18 protein-coding genes are annotated in these 21,672 nt (G+C 62.0%); 9 read left to right on the top strand and 9 right to left on the bottom strand.

Annotated elements, in window-relative coordinates:
• The first annotated feature begins 19 nt into the window (after nucleotides 1-19).
• The 8 genes from L8K08_RS16950 to L8K08_RS16915 are packed head-to-tail and all read left to right on the top strand — an operon-like array spanning nucleotide 20 to nucleotide 6,543.
• On the top strand, nucleotides 20-1,267 hold the full coding sequence (locus L8K08_RS16950) for an NAD(P)/FAD-dependent oxidoreductase (protein WP_242198828.1): 1,248 nt from the start codon (nucleotides 20-22) through the stop codon (nucleotides 1,265-1,267).
• Nucleotides 1,268-1,278: 11 nt separating this feature from the next.
• Entirely contained in the window at nucleotides 1,279-2,013 is a 735-nt protein-coding gene (locus L8K08_RS16945) for a class I SAM-dependent methyltransferase (RefSeq protein WP_242199128.1), read from the top strand.
• Entirely contained in the window at nucleotides 2,010-2,492 is a 483-nt protein-coding gene (locus L8K08_RS16940; RefSeq protein ID WP_242198826.1) for a hypothetical protein, read from the top strand. The genes L8K08_RS16945 and L8K08_RS16940 overlap by 4 nt, the downstream gene beginning before the upstream one ends.
• On the top strand, nucleotides 2,489-3,655 hold the full coding sequence (locus L8K08_RS16935) for a beta-ketoacyl-[acyl-carrier-protein] synthase family protein (protein ID WP_242198823.1): 1,167 nt from the start codon (nucleotides 2,489-2,491) through the stop codon (nucleotides 3,653-3,655). Before L8K08_RS16940 ends, L8K08_RS16935 begins: the two co-directional genes overlap by 4 nt.
• Nucleotides 3,652-4,113, top strand: a complete 462-nt coding sequence (locus L8K08_RS16930) for a hotdog family protein (protein ID WP_242198822.1) — start codon at nucleotides 3,652-3,654, stop codon at nucleotides 4,111-4,113. The genes L8K08_RS16935 and L8K08_RS16930 overlap by 4 nt, the downstream gene beginning before the upstream one ends.
• Nucleotides 4,110-4,838 (top strand): 3-oxoacyl-ACP reductase FabG, encoded by a 729-nt coding sequence (fabG, locus tag L8K08_RS16925; RefSeq protein WP_145160005.1) that lies wholly within the window; start codon nucleotides 4,110-4,112, stop codon nucleotides 4,836-4,838. The genes L8K08_RS16930 and fabG overlap by 4 nt, the downstream gene beginning before the upstream one ends.
• Nucleotides 4,838-6,064, top strand: a complete 1,227-nt coding sequence (locus L8K08_RS16920) for a beta-ketoacyl-ACP synthase (RefSeq protein ID WP_106577537.1) — start codon at nucleotides 4,838-4,840, stop codon at nucleotides 6,062-6,064. The genes fabG and L8K08_RS16920 overlap by 1 nt, the downstream gene beginning before the upstream one ends.
• Nucleotides 6,065-6,090: 26 nt before the next feature.
• Nucleotides 6,091-6,543 (top strand): hypothetical protein, encoded by a 453-nt coding sequence (locus L8K08_RS16915; protein WP_145160003.1) that lies wholly within the window; start codon nucleotides 6,091-6,093, stop codon nucleotides 6,541-6,543.
• Between the two features lie 213 nt (nucleotides 6,544-6,756).
• Here the strand turns inward: L8K08_RS16915 and L8K08_RS16910 are convergent, their stop codons facing one another.
• Complete coding sequence (locus L8K08_RS16910) at nucleotides 6,757-7,038, bottom strand: type II toxin-antitoxin system PemK/MazF family toxin (RefSeq protein ID WP_262208246.1); 282 nt, start codon at nucleotides 7,036-7,038, stop codon at nucleotides 6,757-6,759.
• Nucleotides 7,039-7,048: 10 nt separating this feature from the next.
• On the bottom strand, nucleotides 7,049-7,942 hold the full coding sequence (locus tag L8K08_RS16905) for a LysR family transcriptional regulator (protein ID WP_242198815.1): 894 nt from the start codon (nucleotides 7,940-7,942) through the stop codon (nucleotides 7,049-7,051).
• A gap of 124 nt (nucleotides 7,943-8,066) precedes the next feature.
• Between L8K08_RS16905 and L8K08_RS16900 the strand changes: the two genes are divergently transcribed.
• On the top strand, nucleotides 8,067-9,341 hold the full coding sequence (locus L8K08_RS16900) for an MFS transporter (protein ID WP_242198812.1): 1,275 nt from the start codon (nucleotides 8,067-8,069) through the stop codon (nucleotides 9,339-9,341).
• A 57-nt stretch (nucleotides 9,342-9,398) separates the two neighbouring features.
• On the opposite strand, the gene hemE is transcribed toward L8K08_RS16900, so the two are convergent.
• From hemE to L8K08_RS16865, 7 genes are all read right to left on the bottom strand, one after another.
• On the bottom strand, nucleotides 9,399-10,466 hold the full coding sequence (hemE, locus tag L8K08_RS16895; protein WP_106577532.1) for a uroporphyrinogen decarboxylase: 1,068 nt from the start codon (nucleotides 10,464-10,466) through the stop codon (nucleotides 9,399-9,401).
• A 242-nt stretch (nucleotides 10,467-10,708) separates the two neighbouring features.
• The gene (locus tag L8K08_RS16890) at nucleotides 10,709-12,127 is read right to left on the bottom strand and encodes an FAD-dependent oxidoreductase (RefSeq protein ID WP_003171228.1); all 1,419 of its coding nucleotides are present in this window, start codon (nucleotides 12,125-12,127) and stop codon (nucleotides 10,709-10,711) included.
• Between the two features lie 32 nt (nucleotides 12,128-12,159).
• Nucleotides 12,160-16,605 carry a glutamate synthase large subunit gene (gene gltB, locus L8K08_RS16885; protein ID WP_242198809.1) on the bottom strand — a complete coding sequence of 1,482 codons (4,446 nt, stop codon included), beginning with the start codon at nucleotides 16,603-16,605 and terminating at the stop codon, nucleotides 12,160-12,162.
• Between the two features lie 348 nt (nucleotides 16,606-16,953).
• Nucleotides 16,954-18,528 (bottom strand): AAA family ATPase, encoded by a 1,575-nt coding sequence (locus L8K08_RS16880; RefSeq protein WP_242198808.1) that lies wholly within the window; start codon nucleotides 18,526-18,528, stop codon nucleotides 16,954-16,956.
• Nucleotides 18,529-18,538: 10 nt separating this feature from the next.
• Nucleotides 18,539-19,639 carry a 3-dehydroquinate synthase gene (gene aroB / locus L8K08_RS16875; RefSeq protein WP_242198807.1) on the bottom strand — a complete coding sequence of 367 codons (1,101 nt, stop codon included), beginning with the start codon at nucleotides 19,637-19,639 and terminating at the stop codon, nucleotides 18,539-18,541.
• A 124-nt stretch (nucleotides 19,640-19,763) separates the two neighbouring features.
• Complete coding sequence (aroK, locus tag L8K08_RS16870; protein ID WP_145159987.1) at nucleotides 19,764-20,282, bottom strand: shikimate kinase AroK; 519 nt, start codon at nucleotides 20,280-20,282, stop codon at nucleotides 19,764-19,766.
• Between the two features lie 4 nt (nucleotides 20,283-20,286).
• Nucleotides 20,287-21,669 (bottom strand): type IV pilus secretin PilQ family protein, encoded by a 1,383-nt coding sequence (locus tag L8K08_RS16865; protein WP_242198805.1) that lies wholly within the window; start codon nucleotides 21,667-21,669, stop codon nucleotides 20,287-20,289.
• Nucleotides 21,670-21,672 lie beyond the last annotated feature (3 nt).

Here is a 21,672-nt window from a genome sequence, read left to right as displayed (position 1 = left end):
ATAGCGGCAAGGAGCCCTCGTGCCCACAGTTGAAATGGAACGTCGCCAGGTGGTGGTGATCGGTGCCGGCCCGTCCGGTGCCATCGCCGCCGCGCTGTTAAAGCGCAACGGGCATGATGTATTGATTATCGAGCGCCAGCATTTTCCACGCTTCTCGATTGGCGAAAGCCTGCTGTCGCACTGCATCGATTTTATCGAAGAAGCCGGCATGCTCGAGGCCGTGCAGGCGGCGGGTTTCCAGGTAAAAACCGGCGCTGCGTTTGCCTGGGGCGAGCGCTACAGCGCGTTTGATTTTGGCGACACGTTCAGCCACGGCAAACCCACCACCTTCCAGGTGCAGCGCGGTGAATTCGACAAATTGCTGGCCGACCAGGCCGCCTTGCAAGGCGTCGACATTCGCTACGGCGAAAGCGTCGTCGGTGTGGATTTTTCCGGTGACAGCCGCTACCTGCACGTGCGCCGCGAGAATGGCAGCGAATACCACCTCAAGGCCAAATTTGTGCTCGACGCCAGCGGCTATGGCCGTGTGTTGCCGCGCCTGCTGGACCTTGAGGCGCCATCGAATTTCCCGGTGCGCCAGGCGGTGTTCACTCACGTCGAGGACCGCATCGAACACCCCGGTTTCGACCGCACCAAAATCCTCGTGACCACCCACCCGACCCAGCGTGACATCTGGTTCTGGACCATCCCGTTCAGCAACGGCCGCTGCTCGGTGGGCGTGGTCGCAGCGAAGGCGCATTTCGACGGCCGCGACAGCGACCTCGACGCGTGCCTGCGCGGCTTTATCGCTGAAACGCCGAGCCTGGCCGGCGTGCTGCAAAACGCCGTATGGGACACACCTGCGCGCACCATCGGCGGCTACTCGGCCAACGTCAAAACCCTGCACGGTCCGGGCTTTGCGCTGCTGGGCAACGCGGCGGAATTCCTCGACCCGGTATTTTCGTCCGGCGTGACCATCGCCATGCGCTCGGCGAGCATGGCGGCAGGCTTGCTGCATCGCCAACTCAAAAGCGAAACAGTGGACTGGCAAACCGAGTTTGCCGAACCGTTGAAACGCGGCGTCGACACCTTCCGCTGCTACGTCGAAGGCTGGTACGCCGGCACCTTCCAGGATGTGATTTTCCATCCGGGCAGCTCGCCGGACATTCGCCGGATGATCAGCTCGATCCTCGCCGGCTACGCATGGGATGAGCGCAACCCGTTTGTCAGCGAGCCCAAGCGGCGGTTGCGGATGTTGTCGGAGATTTGCGCGAGTGAGCCGGTATGAGCAGTCCAGCGCTGGAAAAAAACTACCTGAGTAAAAACTACGTCGAAGAAACCCGGTTCGGTTTCTGGTTCCTGCGCAGCCACACTTGGCAGCACCACGTGTTGCGCGTGGCGATCAACGACTTGCGCAGCTTGTTCACCGAGCCATTGCCAGTCGCGCCGGTGCTGCTGGACGCCGGTTGCGGCCAGGGCAAGTCGTTCCGGTATTTGCAGCAGGTGTTCGCGCCGCAGCGCCTGATCGGGGTGGATGCCGACCCGCATAGCCTGGCGCTGAGCAAGGCCGAAGCCGAGCGCCAGGGCCTGGCCGTCGAGCTGATCGGCAGTGACTGCGCCACCCTTGAGGTGCCCGACGCCAGCGTCGATATCCTGTTCTGCCACCAGACCTTCCACCATCTGGTGGAACAGCATCGCGCCTTGAAGGAGTTCTACCGCGTGCTCAAGCCGGGCGGCTACCTGCTGTTTGCCGAGTCCACCGAAGCCTATATCGATACCTGGGTGATTCGCTGGCTGTTCCGCCACCCGATGCACGTGCAGAAAAGCGCCGACGAATACCTGGAGATGCTGCGCGAGCAGGGGTTTGAATTCGCCCCGCAGAACGTCTCGTACCCGTACTTGTGGTGGAGCCGCTCCAGTGATTTTGGCCTGCTCGAGCGCTGGGGCCTGCGCAACCCGCCACCGGTGGGCCAGCGCGAAGAGACGCTGGTCAACTGTGTGGTGCGTAAACCTTTCGCGAGCGCCGCACCATGATCCGCCTGCTGCTGATCGGTTGCCTGTTGCTGCTGAGCGCCTGCGCCAGCCAACCGCCGTTGCCCGCAAAAACCCCGGCGCTGGCCTTGCCGATGCAATTGCATGTGCAGCGCCTTTCGGGTGGCCAGAGCCAGGACTGGCTGTTGGTGATCCAGCGCGAAGGCGCAGCCCTTCGCTGGTCGATGATGGACCCGCTGGGCATTCCCCAGGCGCGGCAAAAACTACTCGATGGCCAGTGGCAGGCCGATGGTCTGCTGCCGCCCAACCCGGCGGCGCGCGAGCTGTTTGCCGCCTTGCTGTTTGCCCTGACTTCATCGGATGACGTGCGCGCACTTTACCCGAGCGCCCAGGCCATGGACCTCACGCGCACGCTGCCGGGCCATTGGCAAATCGTCTATCAGTCTTCAGAGGTGTTCAGCGTGAACATGACGGGCCAACCGCTGAGCTATCGCATCACACCGCTGGGGGTCGCTCGATGACGGCTTATCTGAATGCGCTGGGCGTGATTTGCGCCCTGGGACGCGGCCAGGCCGAGGTCAGTCGCAGCCTGTTTGCCGGCGACTGCTCGGGCATGCGTGCCGAGAGTGGCTGGGTGCCGGAACGCGTGTTGCCGGTCGGCGGCGTGCGCAGCGAGCTGGTGACTATTCCGCTTGAACTGAACCAGCAAAGCAGCCGCAACAACCAGTTGTTGCTGGAAGCGGCGTTGCAGATCGAGGGCGAGATCCGCCAGGCCATTCACACCTATGGCGCCTCGCGAGTCGGTGTGGTGCTGGGCACCAGCACCTCGGGCATCGACGAGGCCAGCCGTGGCATCGCCAATTACCTGCGCGACAAGCAGTTCCCCGGCGACTACGACTACCAGCAACAGGAACTCAGCGCCCCCGCCAACTTCCTCGCCGACTGGCTGCAACTGAGCGGCCCGGCCTATGTGATTTCTACCGCCTGCACCTCCAGCGCCCGCGCGTTGATGAGCGCCCAACGCCTGCTGGACCTGGGCGTGTGCGACGCGGTGATCTGCGGCGGTGTCGACAGCCTGTGCAAGCTGACACTCAACGGTTTTACCGCGCTGGAAGCAGTCTCCAACGAGCGCTGCAATCCGTTTTCAGTGAACCGCAATGGCATCAATATCGGCGAAGCGGCCGTGCTGTTTGTGATGACCCAACAACCGGCACCGATTGCCCTGCTGGGCAGTGGCGCCAGTTGCGACGCGCACCATATCTCCGCGCCCGAGCCTACCGGCAAAGGCGCATTGCAGGCGATGCGCAAGGCCTTGGCCAGCGCGAAGCTGGTGCCCGAGCAGATCGGTTACTTGAACCTGCACGGCACCGCCACCCAGCACAACGACGCCATGGAAAGCCTGGCCGTGGCCAACCTGTTTCCCCACGGCGTGGCCTGTTCGTCGACCAAACCCATGAGCGGCCACACCCTCGGTGCAGCCGGCGCGCTGGAAGCGGCGTTCTGCTGGCTGAGCCTGACCCACGGCTGCGTGCCGCCGCATGTGTGGGACGGCCAGGCCGACCCGGCGCTGCCCGCCCTGCAATGGGCGCAGACCGGCGACACCTTGGAAAAACGCTGCCTGATGAGCAACTCGTTTGCCTTCGGCGGTAACAACGTCAGCCTGATAATCGCAGAGGCCCCATGATTGATTGGCCACTCGCCCAATTGCTGCCCCACGCGGGCGACATGATCCTGATCGACCAGGTGCTGTCGTTCGATGAAGAGCAGATTCACACGCGCCTTACCGTCAAACCCGGCGGCCTGTTCAACCGCCCGGACGGCAGCCTGCCGGCCTGGGTTGGCATCGAGCTGATGGCGCAGAGCGTCGCCGCGTATGCCGGGTGCCGCGCGCGCCAGAACGGCGAAGCAGTGGAGCTGGGCTTCCTGCTCGGCACGCGTAAGTTCGAGTGCAACGTGGAGCACTTTCCGGCAGGCGCCGAACTGCGTATCCACGGCCTGCGCTCGCTGGAAGACGACAACGGCATGGGTGTGTTCGAATGCCACCTCACCGGCGACGGTATCCAGGCCAGCGCGCGCTTGAACGTATTTCGACCGCCCCAGGCGGCCACCTATTTAGATGAATCGAAGGACAAAACGCCATGACTGAATCCGTACTGGTCACCGGCTCCAGCCGTGGCATCGGCCGCGCCATTGCCCTGCGTCTGGCGCAGGCCGGGCATGACATCGTGCTGCATTGCCGCAGCGGCCGCGCGGAAGCAGACGCGGTGCAGGTCGAGATTGAAGCCCTGGGCCGCAAGGCGCGGGTGCTGCAGTTTGACGTGGCCGATCGCGCCAGCTGCAAGCAAATCCTTGAAGCCGACGTAGAGCAACATGGCGCCTACTACGGCGTGGTGCTCAATGCCGGCCTGACCCGTGACGGCGCGTTCCCGGCCTTGTCCGAAGACGATTGGGACGTGGTGATGCGCACCAATCTCGACGGTTTCTACAACGTGCTGCACCCGGTGATGATGCCGATGATTCGTCGTCGCGCCGCCGGCCGCATTGTGTGCATCACCTCGGTGTCGGGGCTGATCGGCAACCGTGGGCAGGTCAATTACAGCGCGTCGAAGGCCGGTCTGATTGGCGCGGCCAAGGCGCTGGCCATCGAGCTGGGCAAGCGCAAGATCACCGTCAATTGTGTAGCGCCCGGCTTGATCGACACCGCGATGCTGGACGAAAACGTGCCGGTCGAAGAACTGATGAAAATGATCCCGGCGCAGCGCATGGGCACCCCGGAAGAAGTGGCCGGTGCAGTGAACTTTCTGATGTCGGCCGAAGCCGGCTACATCACGCGCCAGGTGTTGGCCGTGAACGGAGGCCTGTGCTGATGAAACGCGTCGTCGTCACCGGCATGGCCGGCATGACCTCCCTGGGCAGCGATTGGGACACGATCGCCGCCAACTTTCGCGCCAACCGCAGCGGCATTCGGCGCATGGACGAGTGGGACCGTTTCACCGAACTGAACACGCGCCTGGCCGGGCCGATTGACGATTTCGTGGTGCCGGCCCACTGGACGCGCAAGCAACTGCGCAGCATGGGCCGCGTGTCGCGCCTGGCAGTGTGGGCGGCGGAGCAGGCGTTGCAGGACGCCGGGTTGCTCGGCGACGAGTCGATCAAGGACGGGCGCATGGGCGTGGCCTGTGGCTCGTCCACCGGCAGCACCGACGAGATCAAGGCATTCGGCAACATGCTGCTGAACTCGGTGGCCGAGGGGCTGAATGCCAACTCCTACGTGCGCATGATGCCGCACACCACGGCAGCGAATATCAGCATCTTTTTTGGCCTTACCGGGCGGCTGATCCCGACGTCCAGCGCCTGCACCAGCGGCAGCCAGGGCATCGGCTATGCGTATGAAGCGATCAAGTTCGGACGCCTGCCGTTGATGCTCGCCGGCGGCGCCGAAGAGCTGTGCCCCACCGAAGCCATGGTGTTTGATGCGCTCTACGCCACCAGCCTGAAAAACGACGCGCCGCAGACCAGCCCACGTCCTTACGACAGCGGCCGTGATGGCCTGGTGATCGGTGAAGGCGGCGGCATGCTGGTGCTCGAAGAACTGGAACACGCGTTGGCGCGCGGTGCGCACATCCACGCCGAACTCGTGGGTTTCGGCAGCAACGCCGACGGCCAGCACACCACCCGCCCGGAGCAGAAAACCATGCGCCGCGCGATGGAGCTGGCTTTGGAAGATGCCGGGCTGGAGCCGTCGGCCATTGGCTACGTCAACGGCCATGGCACCGCCACCGATCAAGGTGATATTGCCGAAACCCTGGCCACCAGCAGCCTGTTCGGCCGCCACATGCCGATCAGTTCGCAGAAGAGTTTTCTTGGCCACACCCTGGGCGCATGCGGCGCGCTGGAGTCGTGGTTCAGCATCGAAATGATGAACCGCGACCAGTACGTACACACCTTCAACCTGGACGTGGTCGACCCGCAATGTGGCGAGCTGGATTATCTGCAGGGCGGCTTTCGCGAGATGCACCACGACTACGTGATGAACAACAACTTTGCGTTTGGCGGCGTGAACACCTCGCTGATTTTCCGTCGCTGGGCCTGATTTTTTAATTGATTGGAGAAAATGGAATGTCTTCCTTGCTACGCGCCACCCTGATCACCCTGGCCTTGCTGACCGCCGCCGGTTGCACCAGCAAACCCGTGCTCAACACCCAGCACGAGCTGCCGGCCGGCACTCAGGTGAGCGAAGAAACCATGAAGCAGGTCATCGTCACGGCCCTGCAAAAACGCGAGTGGACCGTGCAGCGTTTCAGCCCACAACTCGTGCAGGCCCAGATCACCGTGCGCAACCAGTTCTACGCGGCCATCGACATCCGTTACAGCCGCAACAGCTACGCCATCACCTACCGCGACAGCCGCGACCTGGGCTACAAGGACGGCAAGATCCATCGCAACTACAACCGCTGGGTGAGCATGCTCGATCGCGACATCATGGCCGCGCTGCGTAGCAATGGCGTGGGTAACGCGCCGGGACCTGCGGCGCAGTCGTTTGAGCAGACAGGGGCGTCGAAGCAGAACTGAGGATCGCGGTCCGTCAGAAACGACAAAGGGCGCCTTTCGGCGCCCTCTTCACAAACAGGTTGGCTTGTCATCGCCGCTTCCTGCCTGGCTCTGCGATGGCTGGTTGCCCAGGATCCTCAGAGTCTCACAAGCCCCTTTCGGGAACTCGGCCAGTATGCCTGAAAACAACTCGCCTGCAATCGGTGGCAAAGCGCCGCTTATTCCTTACCCACTTCATCGCAACCCCAGCGCACTGCGCACCGCTGCTTTTATCGCTGAAAACTGATCATTGGTGAGCTCCGCGATTTTGTAAGTTCGTTTTCCATGACGGTCTTTGCTTTTGATTCGATCCAGTCGCCCCAGGCTTACGGTCGCCACAATGTCGCACTTCGCCCAGCAGATGGGGTTCGCGCCCTGAAGATGACTGTCTAGCTGCAAATGATGCTCCAGCAGCGTTTGCGGGGCGGTGGTGCTCAAAGGCACAACCGTCACTAAGCCAGTCCCGTTACCTGATATGTGACTTCGCCTACACCACGGCCTTGCGCGTCAACAACTCTACAAACGCCCTCGCCCTCGGCGACTGCGCACCCTTGCGCTGCACCAGCCACACCGCCGTGACCGCTTCCTGATCGAGCAACGTGCGATACACCACGCCATCAATGCGTATGCGCTGGTAAGACGCCGGCAGCACCGACACGCCCAAGCCCGCCGCCACCAACCCGATAATCGTCATCGCCTCCCCCGCTTCCTGGGCGAAGTGCGGGCTGAAGCCGGCGTCACGGGCCAGGTTGAGCAGCTGCGCGTAAAGGCCGCTGCCATAGCTGCGCGGGAAGAATACAAACGGCTCCTGTGCCAGTTGCGCCAGGTGCAAACCGCGCTCGCTGCCTTCCGCCAGCGGGTGGCCGGCGTTCAGTACGGCAACCAGCGGTTCGCGCATCAGCTCGATGACACTCAGCGAATCCGGCAACGGCAGCGGGCGCATCAGGCCGACCTGGATCGACTGATCCACCAACGATTCGGCCACTTCGGTGCTGCTCATTTCCTGCAGGCTCAAGTGCACCGCCGGGAAGGCCTGGCGAAACGCAAAGATCGCCTGCGGAATGCTCGAATTGAAGGGTGCGGAAGACGTGAAACCAATCTTCAGTTCCCCCAGCTCTCCCAACTGGGCACGCCGAGCAACATCCGCGGCCTTGTCGACCTGTGCCAGCACCAGTCGCGCCTCTTGCAGGAACAAGCGCCCGGCCTCACTGAGCTCGACCCGACGATTGGTGCGTTCAAACAAGCGCGCGCCCACCTCTTGCTCCAGGGCCTGGATCTGCTGGCTCAGCGGCGGTTGCGAGATGCCCAGCACCTGCGCGGCGCGGCCGAAATGCAGTTCTTCGGCGACGGCGATGAAGTACCGCAGGTGACGCAATTCCATGCAAACCTCTTTAGGTCGTAAAAGCTATCAAACAGGTCGAACAATATATTGGAAAGAATCATTAGCCAGCTATATTCTTTTTTGCATTGCCAGTTCTGGCAGGCTTTCCCTCGCCGAGGTCCCCGTGAAATCTGCTGTCGCTCCATTTGCTCAAGAAGTCCCGCCTACCGCCCTGGATGAGGTGGTGGCCCAGCTCAACGAGCAGTTCATCGAAAAAGGCACGCCAATGTTCATGCGCACCGTGCTGGCGCTGTTCTCCGGTGGGTTTGCCACCTTTGCCCTGCTGTATTGCGTGCAACCTATGATGCCCGCGCTGTCCCACGAGTTTTCCATCAACGCGGCGCAGAGCAGCCTGATCCTGTCAGTCGCCACCGCCATGCTCGCGTTTGGCCTGCTGATCACCGGACCGATTTCCGACACCCTCGGGCGCAAACCGGTGATGGTCGCCGCGCTGTTTTGCGCCGCACTGGCCACTATCGCCAGCGGCCTGATGCCGTCCTGGGAAGGCATCCTGCTGATGCGTGCGCTGGTCGGCCTGTCCCTGAGCGGCCTGGCAGCCGTCGCGATGACTTACCTGAGCGAAGAGATCCACCCGCAACACATCGGCCTGGCCATGGGCTTGTACATCGGCGGCAACGCGATTGGCGGCATGAGCGGGCGCCTGATCATGGGCGTGTTGATCGACTTCGTCAGTTGGCACACCGCCACGCTGATCATCGGCGCCCTGGCGTTGATCGCTGCCACGGTGTTCTGGAAGATCCTCCCCGAGTCGCGCAACTTCCGCGCCAGCAGCCTCAAGCCGCGCAGCCTGGTGGACGGCTTTGTGATGCACTTCAAGGACGCCGGCCTGCCCTGGCTTTTTCTCGAAGCCTTCCTGCTGATGGGCGCGTTCGTGACGATGTTCAACTACATCGGCTATCGCCTGCTGGCGTCGCCTTACGCGTTGAGCCAGGCCGTGGTCGGCCTGCTGTCGCTGGTGTACCTGTCGGGCATCTACAGCTCGGCGAAAATCGGCTCGCTGGCCGACCGCCTCGGCCGGCGGCGCGTGCTGTGGGGCACGATCGTGTTGATGCTTTCGGGCATGTTACTGACCCTGTTCACCCCGCTGTGGCTGGTGGTGCCGGGCATGCTGATCTTTACGTTCGGCTTCTTCGGCGCGCACTCGGTGGCCAGCAGCTGGATCGGCCGGCGCGCGGTCAAGGCCAAGGGGCAGGCGTCGTCGCTGTACCTGTTCTGCTATTACGTGGGCTCAAGCATTGCGGGGACGGCGGGCGGGTTCTTCTGGCACTTTGCCGGGTGGAACGGGATTGGCGGGTTTATCGTGGCGCTGTTGATGGGTGCGCTGTTGGTGGCGTTGAAGTTGGCGAAGTTGCCGCCACTGGGCCATGTGAAAGCCTGAAGATTTCTGGCTTTTAATGTGGGAGGGGGCAAGCCCCCTCCCACATTGGTTTTGCGTTTATTCGTGATACTGGGCGGACAACTCGTGCACCGCACGCAAGAACGCGCCGGCGTGCTCGGGATTCACTTCCGGGGTGATGCCATGGCCGAGGTTGAACACGTGCCCGGTGCCCTTGCCGTAGCTGGCCAGGATGCGGCCGACTTCGGTGCGGATCGCTTCAGGCTTGGCGTAGAGCACGGTCGGGTCCATGTTGCCTTGCAGCGCGACTTGGTTGCCAACGCGACGACGGGCTTCACCGATGTCACAGGTCCAGTCCAGGCCCAGCGCATCGGCGCCCGCGTCGGCGATGCTTTCCAGCCACAGGCCGCCGCCTTTGGTGAACAGGATGACCGGCACTTTGCGGCCTTCGTGTTCACGGATCAGGCCGCTGACGATCTTGCGCATGTAGGCCAGGGAGAATTCCTGATACGCCGCCGCCGACAGGTTGCCACCCCAGGTATCGAAAATCTGTACCGCTTGCGCGCCGGCCATGATCTGGCCGTTGAGGTAGGCGGTAACCGACTGCGCCAGTTTATCCAGCAGCAGGTGCATGGCCTGTGGGTTGTCGTAGAGCATGGCTTTGGTCTTGCGGAAGTCTTTCGACGAGCCGCCTTCGACCATGTAGGTGGCCAGGGTCCACGGGCTGCCAGAGAAGCCGATCAGCGGCACACGGCCATTGAGCTCGCGGCGGATGGTGCTGACCGCGTCCATCACGTAGCCCAGGTCTTTGTGCGGATCGGGGATCGGCAGGGCTTCGATGTCGGCCAGGGTGCTGACGACTTTCTTGAAACGCGGGCCTTCGCCGGTTTCAAAGTACAGGCCTTGGCCCATGGCGTCAGGGATGGTCAGGATGTCGGAGAACAGAATGGCCGCGTCCAGTTGTGGGTAGCGGTCCAGCGGCTGCATCGTGACTTCGCAGGCGAACTCCGGGTTCATGCACAGGCTCATGAAGTCGCCGGCGTGGGCGCGACTGGCGCGGTATTCCGGCAGGTAGCGACCGGCCTGACGCATCATCCACACGGGCGTGACGTCTACGGGTTGCTTGAGCAGGGCACGAAGGAAACGGTCGTTCTTGAGGGCAGTCATGTCGGCATCCGCAAAAAAAGTGCGGGCATTTTCTCAGAGCGCGACGCAAAAGGCACGGAGTGAGCCGTGCCTTTTGTCTATCGGGTCAATTTGTCGCGGTAGCTTGAACACACCGCAAAACAAATGTGGGAGGGGGCTTGCCCCCGATAGCGGTGGTTCAGTCAATAATGTATTGGCTGACACACCGCTATCGGGGCAAGCCCCCTCCCACATTTTGATCCCATTTCAGCTCGGGATCGGGATCAGACCTGCAAGTAATCCAGGATGCCTTCGGCAGCGTTACGGCCTTCGAAGATCGCGGTTACCACCAGGTCAGAACCGCGCACCATATCGCCACCGGCGAAGATTTTCGGGTTGCTGGTCTGGTGCTTGTACTGGCCTTGTTCCGGGGCTACAACGCGGCCCTGGCTGTCGGTCTGGATTTCGAACTGCTCGAACCACGGCGCCGGGCTTGGGCGGAAACCGAAGGCGATGACCACGGCGTCAGCCGGGATGATCTCTTCGGAACCCGGGATCGGCTCGGGGCTGCGACGGCCACGGGCGTCCGGTTCGCCGAGACGGGTCTCGACCACTTTCACGCCTTCAACACGGTCCTCGCCGACAATGGCGATCGGCTGGCGGTTGTAGAGGAATTTCACGCCTTCTTCCTTGGCGTTCTTCACCTCTTTGCGCGAGCCGGGCATGTTGGCTTCGTCACGGCGGTACGCACAGGTCACCGACTTGGCGCCCTGGCGGATCGAGGTACGGTTGCAGTCCATCGCGGTGTCGCCACCGCCCAGTACCACAACCTTCTTGCCTTTCATGTCGACGAAATCTTCCGGCGACTTTTCAAAGCCCAGGTTGCGGTTGACGTTGGCGATCAGGAAGTCGAGCGCGTCATACACGCCCGGCAGGTCCTCACCGGCAAAGCCGCCTTTCATGTAGGTGTAGGTGCCCATGCCCATGAACACCGCATCGTATTCGGCGAGCAGTTGCTCCATGGTGATGTCTTTGCCGATTTCGGTATTGAGGCGGAACTCGATACCCATGCCGGTGAACACTTCACGACGGTTGCTCAGTACGGTTTTTTCCAGCTTGAACTCGGGGATGCCGAAGGTCAGCAGGCCACCGATTTCCGGGTTCTTGTCGAACACCACCGGGGTCACGCCGCCACGCACCAGCACGTCGGCGCAACCCAGGCCCGCCGGGCCCGCGCCGATGATCGCAACACGCTTGCCGGTCGGCTTGACCTTGGACATGTCCGGGCGCCAGCCCATGGCGAACGCGGTGTCGGTGATGTACTTCTCCACCGAACCGATGGTCACCGCACCAAAGCCGTCGTTGAGGGTGCAGGCACCCTCGCACAGACGATCCTGCGGGCACACCCGGCCGCACACTTCCGGCAGGGTGTTGGTCTGGTGCGACAGCTCGGCGGCGGCGAGGATGTTGCCCTCGGCCACAAGCTTCAGCCAATTGGGAATGAAGTTGTGCACCGGGCACTTCCATTCGCAATACGGGTTACCGCAACCCAGGCAGCGGTGGGCCTGGTCGGCCGAGTGCTGGGGTTTGAAGGGTTCGTAGATTTCCACGAACTCTTTCTTGCGTTGACGCAACAGTTTCTTCTTCGGATCTTTGCGCCCGACATCGATGAACTGGAAGTCGTTATTCAGACGTTCAGCCATGTTAAAACCTCATCAAACTCTTCAGGCGCATATCACTGCGGGTTGGCACGGATGCTGGAAAGCAACGATTTCAGGTTGGCAGCCTTGGGCTTGACCAGCCAGAAACGACGCAGGTAGTCATCGAGGTTTTCAGCGAGGTTACGACCCCATTCGCTGTTGGTTTCCTCGACATATTCGTCCAGCACATGCTGCAAGTGGTTGCGATAGGATTCCATCGCTTCGCCGCTGATCCGCTGGATCTCGACCAACTCGTGGTTGACCTTGTCGACGAAGGTGTTGTCCTGGTCGAGCACGTAGGCGAAACCGCCAGTCATGCCCGAGCCGAAGTTGTAGCCAGTCTTGCCCAGCACCGCGACAAAACCACCGGTCATGTACTCGCAGCAGTGATCGCCCGTGCCTTCCACCACGGTGTGGGCACCGGAGTTACGCACCGCGAAACGCTCACCGGCCGTACCGGCTGCAAACAGCTTGCCGCCGGTTGCGCCGTACAGGCAGGTGTTGCCGATGATGGCACTGTCTTGAGTCTTGTAGACGCTGCCGACTGGCGGAACGATCACCAGCTTGCCGCCGGTCATGCCCTTGCCCACGTAGTCGTTGGCGTCACCTTCCAGGTACATGTGCAGGCCGCCGGCGTTCCACACGCCGAAGCTCTGGCCCGCAGTGCCCTTGAAACGGAAGGTGATCGGCGCCTTGGCCATGCCCTGGTTGCCGTGCTTTCGCGCGATTTCGCCGGAGATGCGTGCGCCGATGGAACGGTCGCAGTTGCAGATGTCCAGGGCGAATTCGCCACCGCTGGCGTCGTTGATCGAGGCGCTGGCCATGTCGACCATCTTCTCGGCCAGCAGGCCTTTGTCGAACGGCGGGTTGCGGTCCACCTGGCAGAATTGCGGCTTGTCTGCCGGGATGTGATCGCTGCCCAGCAGCGGCGTCAGGTCCAGGTGTTGTTGCTTGGCGGTCTGGCCTTCGAGGATGTCGAGCAGGTCGGTACGCCCGATCAGTTCTTCGAGGGAGCGCACGCCCAGCTTGGCCAGCCACTCACGGGTTTCTTCGGCGACGTAGGTGAAGAAATTCACCACCATGTCGACGGTGCCGATGTAGTGATCCTTGCGCAGCTTCTCGTTCTGAGTCGCCACGCCGGTGGCGCAGTTGTTCAGGTGGCAGATGCGCAGGTATTTGCAGCCCAGGGCGATCATTGGCGCGGTACCGAAGCCGAAGCTTTCGGCGCCGAGGATCGCCGCCTTGATCACGTCGAGGCCGGTTTTCAGGCCGCCGTCGGTCTGCACGCGCACTTTGCCGCGCAGGTCGTTGCCGCGCAGGGTCTGGTGAGTTTCCGCCAGGCCCAGTTCCCACGGCGCACCGGCGTACTTGATGGAGGTCAGCGGGGATGCGCCGGTGCCGCCGTCGTAGCCGGAGATGGTGATCAGGTCGGCATAAGCCTTGGCCACGCCGGCGGCGATGGTGCCCACGCCGGCTTCCGCGACCAGTTTCACCGAGACCAACGCCTGCGGGTTGACTTGTTTCAAGTCGAAAATCAGCTGCGACAAGTCTTCAATCGAGTAGATGTCGTGGTGCGGCGGTGGTGAAATCAGGGTCACGCCCGGCACCGCATAACGCAGCTTGGCGATCAGGCCGTTGACCTTGCCGCCGGGCAGTTGCCCGCCTTCACCCGGCTTGGCGCCCTGGGCGACTTTGATCTGCAGCACTTCGGCGTTGACCAGGTATTCCGGGGTTACACCGAAACGGCCGGTCGCGACCTGCTTGATTTTCGAGCTCTTGATGGTGCCGTAGCGCGCCGGGTCTTCACCGCCTTCGCCGGAGTTGGAACGCGCACCCAGGCGGTTCATGGCTTCGGCCAGGGCTTCGTGAGCCTCAGGCGACAAGGCGCCCAGGGAAATACCGGCGGAGTCGAAACGCTTGAGGATCGATTCCAGCGGCTCGATCTCGCTGATGGACAGCGGCGTGTCCAGGGTTTTCACCTTGAACAGGTCGCGGATCATCGACACCGGACGGTTATCCACCAGCGCGGTGTATTCCTTGAACTTGGCGTAGTCGCCCTGCTGCACGGCGGCTTGCAGGGTGCTGACCACGTCCGGGTTGTAGGCGTGGTATTCGCCACCGTGCACGAACTTGAGCAGGCCGCCTTGCTGGATCGGCTTGCGCGCGCTCCAGGCTTCGGCTGCCAGGGCTTTCTGCTCGGCTTCGATGTCGACGAAGCGCGCACCCTTGATGCGGCTCGGCACGCCACGGAAGCTCAGCTCGCAGACTTCTTCGGACAGGCCGATGGCTTCGAACAACTGCGCACCGCGGTAGGACGTGACGGTGGAGATGCCCATCTTCGACAGGATCTTCAGCAGGCCCTTGGTGATGCCTTTGCGGTAGTTCTTGAACACCTCGTAGAGGTCGCCCAGCACTTCACCGGTACGGATCAGATCGCCGAGCACTTCGTACGCCAGGAACGGATACACCGCCGAGGCGCCGAAACCGATCAACACCGCAAAGTGGTGCGGGTCACGGGCGGTGGCGGTTTCGACGAGGATGTTGGAGTCGCAACGCAGGCCTTTTTCGGTCAGACGGTGGTGCACCGCACCGGTAGCCAGGGAAGCGTGAATCGGCAGCTTGCCAGGGGCGATGTGGCGGTCGGTCAGCACGATCTGGGTACGGCCGGCGCGCACGGCTTCTTCGGCCTGATCGGCGACGTTACGCACCGCGGCTTCAAGGCCGAGGCTCTCGTCGTAGTTCAGGTCGATGATCTGGCGGTCGAAGCCTGGGCGCTCCAGGGTCATCAACGAGCGCCACTTGGCCGGAGACACCACCGGCGAGCTGAGGATCACACGCGAGGCGTGCTCAGGCGATTCCTGGAAGATGTTGCGCTCGGCCCCGAGGCACACTTCCAGCGACATCACGATGGCTTCACGCAGCGGGTCGATTGGCGGGTTGGTCACCTGGGCGAACTGCTGGCGGAAGTAGTCGTACGGCGTGCGCACGCGCTGGGACAGCACAGCCATCGGCGTGTCATCGCCCATGGAGCCGACGGCCTCGTAGCCTTGCTCACCGAGCGGACGCAGCACCTGGTCGCGCTCTTCGAACGTGACCTGGTACATCTTCATGTATTGCTTGAGCTGGTCGACGTCATAGAAAGCCGAGCCGTGGTCGTTGTCTTCCATGGTCGCCTGGATGCGCAGGGCGTTCTTGCGCAGCCATTGCTTGTACGGGTGACGCGACTTCAAGCGGTTGTCGATGGCATCGGTGTCGAGGATCTGCCCGGTTTCGGTGTCCACGGCCAGGATCTGGCCAGGGCCGACGCGACCTTTGGCGATCACGTCTTCAGGCTTGTAGTCCCACACGCCGATTTCCGACGCCAGGGTGATGAAACCGTTGGTGGTGGTGACCCAACGCGCCGGGCGCAGACCGTTACGGTCGAGCAGGCACACCGCGTAGCGGCCGTCGGTCATGACCACGCCGGCCGGGCCGTCCCACGGCTCCATGTGCATCGAGTTGTACTCGTAGAACGCACGCAGGTCCGGGTCCATGGTCTCGACGTTCTGCCACGCAGGCGGAATGATCATGCGCACGCCACGGAACAGGTCGATGCCACCGGTGACCATCAACTCGAGCATGTTGTCCATGCTGGAGGAGTCCGAACCCACACGGTTGACCAGCGGGCCGAGCTCTTCGAGGTCCATCAAATCGTTGGCGAACTTGGTGCGACGGGCGACGGCCCAGTTGCGGTTGCCGGTGATGGTGTTGATCTCGCCGTTGTGGGCGAGGAAGCGGAATGGCTGGGCCAGCGGCCATTTCGGCAGGGTGTTGGTGGAGAAGCGCTGGTGGAACACGCAGATCGCGGTTTGCAGGCGCTCATCGCTCAGGTCTGGATAGAAGGCGGTCAAGTCCGCCGGCATCATCAGGCCTTTATAAATGATGGTTTTGTGCGAAAAACTGCAGATGTAGTGGTCGGTGTCGGCGGCGTTGGACACCGACGAACGACGACGCGAGGTGAACAGCTTGATCGCCATGTCCTGGTCGCTCAGGCCTTCGCCTGCGATGAACACTTGCTCGATCTGCGGCAGGCGCTCCAGGGCCAGACGGCCGAGCACGCTGGTGTCGATTGGCACTTTGCGCCAGCCGACGAGCTGCAGGCCGGCAGCCAGGATTTCGCGGTTCATGTTTTCGCGAGCGGCTTCGGCTTTAACCGGGTCCTGGTTGAAAAACACCATGCCCACGGCGTACTGCTTGGGCAGGTCGACCGCAAATTGCGCTTTTGCGACAGCGCGCAGGAACTGGTCGGGCTTTTGAATCAGCAAGCCGCAACCGTCACCGGTCTTGCCGTCGGCGTTGATCCCACCGCGGTGGGTCATGCAGGTCAGGGCCTCGATGGCCGTTTGCAAAAGGGTATGACTGGGCTCGCCCTGCATGTGGGCTATCAGGCCGAAACCGCAGTTATCCTTGAATTCATCGGGTTGGTACAGACCTGCTTTCATAGACACTTTCTCACCAGGCTGCCTCTTATAACGAGGCAAATTTCTTTTCAATTCAACCGGTTACCTTCCACGCCGAACGTACGCCGGCTTAGCGGGGGCAAAAGGGAGGTCATTGTACACACCGACACGAACGCTCACAAATTTAACGACGAAATGTCGCAAATCTATGTCGCATTTATGAAAGGTTTAAAGCGATATGCTGTGCTAGTCAAAACTTTTTTAATTTTGACCGCTACGACTCAAAAGCAACGGGCGCAGACACCACAAAGCGCGCGGCCTTCAGGGCTGCACGCTTTTGTAGTTTTTTGAGGTGCCGGGAGAGGCGGCCTGGGTAAGGCCGCCGAATCTTCAGCGAGTTGTTGCCAGTTCCTGTTGGACGCTGGCGACAGTGCGAGGCCAAGGTTTACCAGCCTGAACCTTCGCTGGCAAGGCCTTGATAGCGGATTCAGCTGCTGCACGGCTGGAGAAGTTGCCGTAGGTGATCACGTAGAGAGGCTTGCCGTTGAGCACTTTCTTGAAATAACGGTACTCACCGCCCTGCTCTTTCACGAACGCCTGAGCGTTGGCTTCGGAGCTGGTGCCGAGGATCTGCACCACGAAGTTGCCGGTTGGCTGGCTGGTGTACCAGCTGCTGCCGGCGCCGCCTGCTTTGGCGACGGTCGCCGCAGGTTTCTCGGCAGGCTTGGCAGCCGGTGCCGGCGCTGGCTTGGCGGCTAGCGCCGGTGCAACAGGCTTGGTCACCGGCGCTGGCGCTGGCTTGGCGGTGGCGACAGTCGGTGCAGGGGTCGGCTTGGCAACCGGAGCTGCCGGCTGACCGGCCGGCACGCCCGCAGGCGGCGCGGTAGTGGTTACGGTCGGCGGCGTGGCGCTGGAGCCCTCCACCGGCACACCGTCGTCGCCTTCGGAAATGCCACCAGCTTCTTCGGCGAGCGGGCCACGCATTACCGGCTGGCCAACCATCGGCAGGTTGGTCGGTTGGCCGGAGTTGGCGAATTCGACGTTTGGTGTGGGCTTGCCCAGTGGCAACTGCGCCTGTTCGGTTGGCGCGCCGGCGGTGGTGGGCGCCTTGCTACGGCCAGGGATCAACCAGGCGGCGGCGACAGCGACCACGACAACGGCGGAAATAGCCAATACGTGCTTCTTAGGCATAGTAAACCCCATCTTTGGACGCTTAACCGCAGAGCGGCTTGCAATCATGGCTTCGATCAAGGCATCCCGGGCAACCTGGTTGATGGTGCCAGGCCAGCCGTCGGAGCTTTCGTGAATATCAGAGATCTGCGCAGCGGAGAAAAGTTCGATACCGGCCCCGGCGCCCTCAAGGCGCTGAGCCAGGTATTCGCGGGTTTCTTCCTCTTCGTACGGCTGCAATTCGATGACGTGAAACAGCTCCTGATCACCGCTGATCTGTTCCAGATCGGCGATCAACGACGACTCGCCAAACAGGAACACGTGCGGGCGGCCTTCAGGCGTGCCCGCAGCCAGCGCCAACAGCGCTTCCAGGGCGGATTCGTCGAGCTGCTCGGCGTCGTCCACCAGCAGGTAGACTTCCTGGCCGGTCAGGCCCAGCTGCACCACTTGCTTGAGGATCGCGTTCGGCTCGGCATTGGATACGTTCAGCGCCTGGGCCACTTGGCGCAATACGCCCGCCGCGTCACCGGCACCGCGGGCCGACACCACCACGCTCTGTACCGATTGCTTGTTGGTGCTGGCGACCAGTGCCTGGCGCAGCAGGGTCTTGCCGCTGCCCAACGGCCCGGTGACCACCAGCAACAGCTGGCTGTAGCGCGCCAGATGGTGCAACTGGCCAAGCACCGGCTTGCGCTGGGCGGGGAAAAATTTGAAGCCAGGTACCCGCGGAGCAAAAGGGTCGTGGCTTAACTGGTAATGGCCGAGGAACGCCTCGTCGGCATGCAAACTAGTCATCGGGATCTTATTAACCTTTAAGCTGGGCCAGGGCGCGGTAATCCGCTCCCAGCGTGGCCTGTAAAATCTCTTTCGGATAATCGTCGGTCACTACCGCTTCGCCCATGTGGCGCAGCAGCACCAGTCGCAGGCGACCGTCGATCACTTTCTTGTCTATTGCCATATGTTCGAGGAAATCCGCCTCGGTCATCTCCTCAGGAGGAACAACCGGCAAACCGGCGCGCTGGAACAGGCCAATACCCCGATCCCGCTCCTGGGCACTGATCCAGCCCAGGCGTTGCGACATCTCCAACGCCATCACTGTGCCAGCCGCTACGGCTTCCCCATGCAACCACACACCATAGCCCATGTGCGTTTCGATCGCATGGCCGAAGGTGTGACCCAGGTTCAAAGTGGCGCGTACGCCGGACTCCCGCTCGTCGGCATTCACCACCAGCGCCTTGGCGGCGCAGGAGCGGGAAATCGCTTCGGTAAGTGCCACTTGATCCAGAGCGCGCAGGGCGTCCATATGCTCCTCAAGCCAGGTCAGGAACGGCTCGTCGCAGATCAGCCCGTACTTGATGACTTCCGCCAGGCCCGCCGACAGCTCGCGCGGTGGCAACGTGTTCAGCGTCGCGGTGTCGATCAGCACGGCCTGGGGCTGATAGAACGCACCCACCATGTTCTTGCCCAGCGGGTGGTTGATGCCGGTCTTGCCACCTACCGACGAATCGACCTGGGACAGCAAGGTGGTCGGCACCTGGATAAAGTCCACGCCGCGCTGATAACAGGCCGCCGCAAATCCGGCCATGTCGCCGATCACACCGCCGCCCAGGGCGACTACCGTGGTCCGGCGGTCATGACGCGCAGTCAGCAGGCCATCAAAGATCAGTTGCAGGGTTTCCCAGTTCTTGTGGGCCTCGCCGTCAGGCAGGATCACCGAAATCACCGAGTACGCCGCAAGGCTGCGGCTCAGGCGCTCAAGATACAGCGGCGCGACCGTTTCATTGGAGATGATCGCCACTTGCCGACCGGCAATATGCGGGGCGAGCAACTCGGGCAGGTCCAACAAACCCTCACCAATATGGATTGGGTAGCTGCGCTCGCCTAGATCGACCTTAAGTGTCTGCATGTGTCCCCGCGTGAAGATGGATATACGATCGGCAACGCTCGGATCTGACGCTGCCTGATGGCTCTACGCCACACCTCGAAGGCTGTTAGCGCGCCGCCGAGAATAGCGCATTTCGGGTCTGGCTTTAACGGGGTGGCAGCTGCTGTAAACGCTCGAGAATGTCGAGAACGACCATTCGCGGCGGCCGCTCATCGGTTTCCACCACCAGATCGGCAATTTCCCGATACAGCGGATCGCGCAGCGCCAGCAAATCCCGCAGGGTTTTTGCCGGGTCAGCGGTGCGCAACAATGGGCGATTCCGGTCGCGGGCGGTGCGACCCACTTGCTGCTCGACTGAAGCATGCAGGTAGACCACGCGCCCACCGGCATGCAGCGCCCGGCGGTTTTCATCGCGCATGACAGCGCCGCCGCCGGTGGCCAATACCAAGCCGTCGCAACCGCACAGCTCGGCAATCATCGCCTGCTCGCGGTCGCGAAAGCCCAGTTCGCCTTCCTTATCGAAGATCCATGGGATATTGGCGCCCGTGCGCAATTCAATTTCCTTGTCGGAATCTTTGAATGGCAGGCGCAGCTCTTTGGCCAGCAAACGGCCGATGGTGCTTTTTCCAGCCCCCATCGGTCCTACAAGAATCAAATTTCGCACAGAATCAACGACTCACAGCAATCGCCTGGTTATTCATAATACGCGGAGTCAGGAATACCAGCAGCTCGGATTTTCTTTCCGCCATCACATCGCGCCGGAAAAGGCGGCCAAGATACGGCACATCGCCTAAAAATGGCACTTTATCTACCACTTTGCTTTGGGTGTTGGAGAAAACGCCACCGATGACGATGGTCTCGCCATCCTTGACCAGCACCTTGGCGTTGACTTCGTTTTTCTTGATCGGCGGCACGTCGTTGAGCTTGTTCAGGTAGTCGGGCTCATCCTTGGTGACCTTGACCTCCATGATCACCCAGCCATCGGGGGTGATTTGCGGGGTCACCTCCAGCGATAGCGAAGCTTCCTTGAACGACACTGAGGTGGCGCCACTGGAGCTGGATTCCTGATAGGGAATCTCGGTGCCCTTGAGGATCCGTGCCGTTTCCTTGTCGGAAGTGACCACCTTGGGCTGTGAGACGATTTCGCCGTTGCCGGTTTTCTCCATGGCCGTCAGTTCAAGGTCCAGCAACAGGTTGTTGGTGATATAAGCGATGCCCAAGCCCGATGTACCGGTGAGCGCTCCCATGTCGACAAATGGCGAACTGACAGGGTTCTGCGGTGGCTCAGCACCGGCGGCCAAGGGTTTGCTGATGCCCCCAGCGCCCCAATTGGCACGGTTGAGTCGCCCTCCCCAGCGCACGCCGAGGCTTTTGTCGTAATCAACATTGGCCTCGACGATCCGTGCCTCGATCATCACTTGGCGCACCGGGACGTCCAGCTGCGCCACAATCCGGCGCAGCTCTTCGAGGCGCTCGCCAGTCTGGTAGGCAATGATGTTATTGGTGCGGTCATCCACTGCCACGGAACCGCGCTCATCGCCGGCGCCTTCAAGGCCTGTCACCGACTGGAACAGCTTGGCCAGGTCCGCCGCCTTGGCGTAGTTGACCTGCAACAGCTCCCGGCGCAAAGGCGCCAGCTCAGCCATCTGCCTGCGCGATTCCAGCGTGAGCAATTCACGCGCAGCCAGCTCATCGGCAGGTGCCACCAGCAAAACGCCGGCCTTCACCCGCTTATCCAGCCCTTTGGTCTGCAATACCAGGTCCAGCGCCTGGTCCCAGGGCACGTCCTTGAGCCGCAAGGTGATGGAGCCTTGCACTTCATCGCTGGCAACCAGGTTGAGCCCGGCGACATCGGCAATCTGCTGCAATACCGCACGTACATCGATGTTCTGGAAGTTGAGGTTCAGCTTGGCGCCGTGGTAGGTGCCTGGCGCCGCGCTGCCAGGCGGCGGCAGCTGGATCAGGTCCACACGAGTGGGCACAGCGAATGCCGTCGGTGCCGTGAACGCTATCCATAGCGCCACACCGAAGGACGAGAAAGTCCATTTCATTGT

It is taken from the genome of Pseudomonas sp. TREG-RG-20F-10-E-6-01, from assembly GCF_022662455.1.
GTDB lineage: Bacteria > Pseudomonadota > Gammaproteobacteria > Pseudomonadales > Pseudomonadaceae > Aquipseudomonas.
The sequence above is the reverse complement of the archived record's forward strand: the minus strand, read 5'-3'. Positions and strand labels throughout refer to the sequence as shown.